We start from the raw sequence: 6,489 nt of genomic DNA on the forward strand, positions 1-6,489 counted from the left end.
AGTCGGCACTCGTTAGCCATCCACTGTCGCTATAATAATTCAAATTCAACGACGGACGGTCTCCCTGACTCGCATTTTCTGCCTTAACCCAAACTGAGAGCTCACAATCTTTGGACTCATCAATGGAAATTTCTGAAGCATAGCGCCAGAAATAAAGCCAGTGCTGCAAGTCGTCGTTGTCCAGATAATCAAAGTAGACGCTATTATTGCCAGAATGCTTCTCTACATTGCTAGTGCCGAAATTTGCATTTCCTGAATTGACCCAACCAACCGGCTTGCCTTCTGACAGTAGCTCGAAACCTGCGTTATCGATCATATTGATTGAGGTCTCTGCCGCTGCTACAGGTGCATGCCCTGCTCCAGCAAATACTGGAACGACTAGACATAACATGAGCAATTGTAAAGCCCACCGTTTGCTCTTACTTTTTCTATTTTTTCATCAACTTTCATCACTCCTGTTCTCTTAGTAAAAAGCTATATGTGACTATCCATGATGTTAATGTAAAAAAGTTAAACGAAATGTTTCGTACGATGCATGATCMGGTACACTTTGTTCTTGCAAGGTAAGGCGAATTCCGCCATCCGGATGCTCAGAAACGCTTGCGTCAGCTTCCGTCCATTCACCCTCGCGAGATAACTGCTCCACTTTCGCGAGCTTCCGGCTTGTCGGAATCCAAAGAGAAAGAGACGGGTATGCTTCCAGGCTGAAATTGGCGATTCCAAGCAGCGCTTCCGTCTCGTCCTCCCACCATACTGGATAAATATTGACTCCGAACTCCACCATAGCCGGGAATTCGCCATCGGTCAGATAGGACATGATTTGTTGATACAACCATTGTCGACCTGTCTCTTTCAAAAAGCCTCCCGTATGCGGTACAACCACCATCGGATAAGGCTCTCTCGTCACTACGACTCCTGAAGATTGTCGATTGCCAAGGTTATCGTAAATCTCTGACCATACTTCTGCGCCTTCCTCTGCTGATAGGATATAATCYGTGTGCAACGACATATATACCCAAGAGATCACATCCTTATTTCGCAACCAATCTGGTGCTTGAGGAGCCGTAATACGCTCAAAGGTAGTTCGATGCGACATGTCTCCCTTCTCGACTCGAATCGGACTACTCGTCAAGAGACCACGCTCACACAGATGATAGTAGGCTTCGGAAGTGATCACTGTTCCTTTTTCCAGCCAGGATCTTATCGTATCTTCCGAATAAGCAATTGCCTCTTTCATTGTGATCAAGGTCGGTGCATGCTTACCTGGCGCAACAGGAATACCGATGCGGGTAAGTGAATGATTCATCCGCATAGACGGACCGTCATTTAAATTCATTCCAGCTGTCACATCAGGCTCGCTAGGGAAAGGCAACGATGTTCCTCTTCGCACTTTCCCAGACAATGCATGGGTAACAGCTTGCAAATAATCTTTCAAAGGTCCTAGCGTTTTTTGATAATTGCCCGAATGGTCGTAAAAACCTAAAAAACCGTCGTTAATGCTTAAGGTCAGCAGCGGACTGAAGCTTACGGTCAATAAATAAAGCTCCAAAGCAAGCCCGCGCGCGGACTTCCCTCCGATGGTCCAAGGGAATTGCTCGATTTCGGAGCTAATTTGGCTAGGCTCCGTGATCATAGCAGCCATCGCATCAAACGTAACACAACGATCGAGAATGCCCGGCAAATCCTCGTCGGTATAGCTAGCACCGCCTAGTCTGATATGCGGCTCCGGCTTATTGCTCGTCCTGAGCGCTTTAATCTCGGCATCTAAATGACGGCCGTGGCGCAGCATCATTTCAACCGTATTAGTCATCAATCCCATCTGAATGTTAGGATTGGCTGATTCGCATGCCTCGCGGAGCAGAACGCCAAGATCGACCAGAATATCCTCCTGGAAAGAGCGCCAGTCGCGACGCAGCTGCAGCTCAGCTTCTGTACAAATTAATGGATCTTTCAGCAACGCTTCGGTAATTTCATCTCGTCCATATGCAACTCCCATTTTATTGGAAAACGCCTCCATATGCCGATCACAGAAGCACAGAAATGAATTCGTTTGAGCACGACCAAACAAACGAAAATCGTCATCGATCCATACCGCATCGACATCCAGCGAGGCAAACAGCTTGTATGCTTCATAGATATATTGGCGAAATTCCGGACATAGCGGACACGGACAGCCGTATTCCACTCTACCTTGCCCGTCGACCATATCCGTAAATGTCTCAGCATGCTTTTCGGGCAACATATTGCTATGACCGAGGGTTACATAATAGTTAATCATCGGGCTCATCCCCGCAGCGCGAACTTCGGCGAACCGTTCGGCGAACAAGGGCAGACGCTCGCGCAAACTCTCAAGACTCGGATGATTCGCTTCCAAATGCGTGCTGAACGCCATGACCGCATCGGCGCGAATGTTTTTCGCATACGTCATAAATGACTTCCACAGCGCATCATCCTGCAGAATGGTAAATAGAGGGCGCAAAATATATTGCACTTTCTCCGGTTGAATGTTCGAATTGTTCATTTCTGCCTTCCTTCCCAAGCATGTTTTACGTTGCACTTACAATTTCCCTCTAAGCTTGCTCTTCCCAAAGCGACTGAATGGTTTCTACCGTATAGTCCACCAGCGCTTCACCGCCTTCTACACCTACATAACCGCTAAATAACTGTGTGCTATAGCCTCCGGTTGCAAACGCAGCATCTCCAAGACGCAGCATATGTAATTCTATCGGATAGGACGAAGTCACTTGAAGATGTTCATAACGATCTACGATCGCATAGTCATTAAATATTTCACTTTGTTCCTTGAAACCAAGCGATGTGAAATAGGCAACTGCATCTGTCTCCTTATCGATTTGCTCTTTGAAGCGGCTTAACTCCTGTTTGGCCAAATCAGCTTCAGATTTAACCACTTTCCTAAGCGGCAAATCGATTTGTCTCACCGCATGCTTGAAAGTAGGAGTAGTTTGTATATTGTCCTTAGCCATATCCAAACCATCTTCCAGAGCTCTCAACAGCCTTGTTGCTAGTTGTCGAAGATCAGCATCAGGCTCATATTTACGGTGATGCTTGTTTATGGAATCGAGGGGAGCAAGATCTCCTGCTGCGCCAATCATTCCGAGAACAGGTATATTCGTACTCCAGCGGGCTGCAATCAAGCTTCTTAATTCACCGATATAGTCAGCTGAAATACTGGAAATGCCCTCCACCACTTGTGCGGTGCATGCAGCACTAAATAGAACGCCCGTTAACTCATGATTGCCATCCCAAGTAAACAGCATTTCCACCCGAGGATCCTCTGGACCTCCCAGTCCACGGAAATGCACGGAATTAACCTGACCGTACATGACACCCGTTCCATCGTCATAAATCGCTCTGCGATTAAATCCTAGTGCTGCATACCCTTGGGTCGTGCTTACGCCTCCAGGCGCCCGCCCCTCCCATGATTCCTTCACGGCCTCGGCAATTCTCTCAATGGCAAACTCCGAATATTGTTCAGGTGTCATAATATCAGCTATTGTTTTGTGATAACCGAGATTTGGAAATCTAGTTGTCTCGTGTGCTAGAAGAGGCCCCGTATGTGTATGCGACGCATTCAGGATGACATACCCCGGATCAAGATCGGGTACGCATTGTTTGAACTTTTCCCGAACACCATCTGTAATATGCTTATCGATCGCAATCAGGTCGCAGCCTACAAGCACAGTACCCTGCCCCTGGGCTCCATTTCCCTCCAAAGCCCATTGCGGTAGTAAACAGCGGATCCCGTACATGATCTGTAATCCATTCATGGAACTGCCCGGCCAATGATATCGGCCTTTTTGGTGTGATGCTTTTTGTGCTCCATCCGATATTTATAGTGGCCATCGATTTATAGCCTCACTTTCAATAGGTCCTTATCTCAGTTGAAGCATCATCAGTTGTTCCTCGTAATCCACCGTAAAGCCGGCTTCCGTTAAGGCAACTATCGTAGCTTGATTTGTAGATCGAATATAATGAGCTGTGCGAGGCACCGCAGCATCCAAAGGTCCATAAACCTTATCCAGCATATATCGAACAACATTACAACAATCCCCACGCTTTGGATTTGCTTCACAGTGATACAGAGTAATGCCTGATAATTCGCCTGACATGGAGAAACTTCTGGAGAACAAGGCGTAGCCAGCGGCCTCGCCATTGCCATCATAAACAATCAGAGACTGGCTACCAGCCGACATATTAAACCATTGCGTCATCCAAGCTGTCTTTTCCAAGTAAAAGGGCAATCGGCTTACAGCCTCAGGCACCCCATACACATACAAATAATGATCAGACTTCGAACGTTGAAAAGGTACGCGTTCAAAGGCCCCGTTGCGAATGAGGACAGGCAAACCGTTGATGCTTTGAAATCCCGCTTTATTATAAGCGGCAATCGCATTCGTATTATCAATCCTTACCTCCAGTGTAACGATATCCACATCCGCTTCTCTCATTCGCCTGATAGCCTCCTGTAACAGGATTTTGGCGATGCCTATTCCGCGGAAGATAGGATTAACACCCGTACCGCCATTCCACGCAGTCTTCACTCCATGGATATGCTTAACGCCGATAAAAACAAAGCCTGCAGGTACCCTGTCGATATATGCTGCAACGGATAGATGAGGTTTGATGCTGCATGCTCCCAGATGGTTAACCGTCTGGTCAACTATCCGCGTCATATCGCTAAAATACTGCTGAAATCCGACGTTCCATAGTTCATTAATTTCATCAAGGGTACACTCATTAAGACTTTTAATTTGCACTTGCTCCACTGACATTTGCAATCATTCCTTTACACTGCCCAACACGATTCCCTTGATAAAGAATCGTTGTAGGAACGGATAAATGGGTAAAATCGGAAGGGCCGCTATGAAAATTTGCGCCGCCCGACTCGTCCTGTTGTTCATGAGCGCATTCAATTCCGCTTCTCTTGGCGACAGATAGGCCGGATCCAGCTTTATAATTATGGTCTGCAGAAAGCTTTGCAGCGGATAATTCTCCGTGTGATTCGAGAGAATGAGACCGTCGAACCAGCTGTTCCAATGACCAACCACGGCAAACAGAAGCAAGGTAGCAAGCGCAGGCATAGAAAGTGGTACGAAAATCCGCCATAGCACGGTGAAATATCCGGCGCCATCCAGCTTCGCAGATTCCTCAAGCTCTTTGGGCAAGCCGCGGAAAAAGTTGAGCAGCACGATGACATTAAAGATAGGAACGGCGGAAGGGATAACAAGCGCCCAAATCATATCCAAAATCCCCGTATCCCTAATCGTCATATACCACGGAATCAATCCGCCGCTCTAACCGTCGTTAATGTAATCGGAGGATCATATTTACTATTCATATCGACTTTTTCTTCAACAGCTGGAGCCGACTCTACCGGTTTCGATGTTCCAGTGTTTTGTTCTTCGTTGCCCCCATTAGCACCGCCTTGCTGCCAATACCGGCAGCAAGGCGAGTACACAAGAAAGTGCATACCTTTTTGTCTTACTGAGACTCATTTTATTTCCCCCTCTTAATGGTTGTTCATTCGCTTGCCTGGTTTTTACTATACTATTGGAATCTTTGTACAACTATAGGCATTCCTAAACTTCTATATGCATTTGTATACTTCTTCGAAATGCTTCGAAGACCAGCGTGTTTGTAGCTTGACGAGCTATTGGAAAGTATTTATGATAGGTTCTACTAACAGCGCGGTAAGGAGGCCGTTTCATGAGAATGTCGATATTCATCAAGTTGACAATCATCTTTTTAGGTGTTTTGCTGCCGTTCTACGCGATGACGCTGCTCTTGAACGTGAAAGGCTCGCAAAGCATTCATAATGAGATTAGCCATTCCGTGAACAGCCGGAACTCATTTTATATGCAAAATCTCGAGCAGGAAATTAAACGTCTATCCCAAACATTTTATGAATTTATGGTGGACAAGGACCCCATGCTCATCGGTATATCGGAAAATCTGCATGCTACAGATCTTCAGGATAAGGTGAAGGTTTTGCAAAAACGATTACAAATGGTTAGATCATCCAGTACATTTGTTAAGAAACCGATGATTTACTTCCCCCTAATGAATAGGATGATTACCCCAAACGAGGTATCCGACTATAACAAGCTTGAAAATCTTGACGAGGTAGATAGACTATCGAGAAACGTAGACCCCAGCCGCATCGTCCAATTGAAGGACGGCCGCTTTTTTTTGAGCTTGCGTTATCCAATGACCACCGATTTTGAACGTCCGCCCTTGTTTGTAGTTATGCTGGAGCTCTCTTTCGACCAATTAATGGACAGCTTGCGAAATATCGTCAGTCCACAACAAGGGAATTCCCTGCTCGTCCATAGGTCAGAAAACTGGATGCTTTCCAGCACTCAGGATGACAACATGCTGCAAAATATGAAAGCGCTATCCGAGGATAATAGAACAGGGGATGCCCTTTCCGGCGCCGGCTCTGTAAAGCTGATGAATACAACATATTGG

At 46.3% G+C, this 6,489-nt stretch carries 6 protein-coding genes and 1 pseudogene; 1 reads left to right on the plus strand and 6 read right to left on the minus strand.

The window, feature by feature from the left end:
- From AC1DWN_RS24675 to AC1DWN_RS24700, 6 genes and pseudogenes are all read right to left on the minus strand, one after another.
- Positions 1–397: hypothetical protein (locus tag AC1DWN_RS24675; RefSeq protein WP_477561541.1), on the minus strand; the 397-nt coding region annotated here is incomplete at its 3' end.
- A gap of 99 nt (positions 398–496) precedes the next feature.
- Positions 497–2,521, minus strand: coding sequence for a hypothetical protein (locus AC1DWN_RS24680; protein ID WP_477561542.1), 2,025 nt, complete (start codon positions 2,519–2,521; stop codon positions 497–499).
- 49 nt (positions 2,522–2,570) lie between these two features.
- Positions 2,571–3,788: a hypothetical protein gene (locus AC1DWN_RS24685; protein WP_477561543.1), complete on the minus strand. Its 1,218-nt coding sequence runs from the start codon at positions 3,786–3,788 to the stop codon at positions 2,571–2,573.
- A gap of 105 nt (positions 3,789–3,893) precedes the next feature.
- The gene (locus tag AC1DWN_RS24690; RefSeq protein WP_477561544.1) at positions 3,894–4,793 is read right to left on the minus strand and encodes a GNAT family N-acetyltransferase; all 900 of its coding nucleotides are present in this window, start codon (positions 4,791–4,793) and stop codon (positions 3,894–3,896) included.
- 6 nt (positions 4,794–4,799) lie between these two features.
- Positions 4,800–5,315, minus strand: a pseudogene (locus tag AC1DWN_RS24695) (carbohydrate ABC transporter permease); the annotation flags it as partial.
- On the minus strand, positions 5,303–5,491 hold the full coding sequence (locus AC1DWN_RS24700; protein ID WP_477561545.1) for a hypothetical protein: 189 nt from the start codon (positions 5,489–5,491) through the stop codon (positions 5,303–5,305). The pseudogene AC1DWN_RS24695 and the gene AC1DWN_RS24700, both read right to left, overlap by 13 nt.
- Before the next feature lie 236 nt (positions 5,492–5,727).
- On the opposite strand from AC1DWN_RS24700, the gene AC1DWN_RS24705 reads away from it, so the two are divergent.
- Positions 5,728–6,489, plus strand: a 762-nt coding sequence (locus AC1DWN_RS24705) for a hypothetical protein (RefSeq protein WP_477561546.1), incomplete at its 3' end; no start/stop codon positions are given.

The sequence above is a fragment of the Paenibacillus sp. P4_A7 genome (genome assembly GCF_056402455.1).

Coding starts and splice junctions, on each gene's coding strand:
- AC1DWN_RS24700 (WP_477561545.1), bottom strand. CDS start 5,491: ATGCACTTTCTTGTGTACTCGCCTTGCTGCCGGTATTGGCAGCAAGGC.
- AC1DWN_RS24685 (WP_477561543.1), bottom strand. CDS start 3,788: ATGAATGGATTACAGATCATGTACGGGATCCGCTGTTTACTACCGCAA.
- AC1DWN_RS24690 (WP_477561544.1), bottom strand. CDS start 4,793: ATGTCAGTGGAGCAAGTGCAAATTAAAAGTCTTAATGAGTGTACCCTT.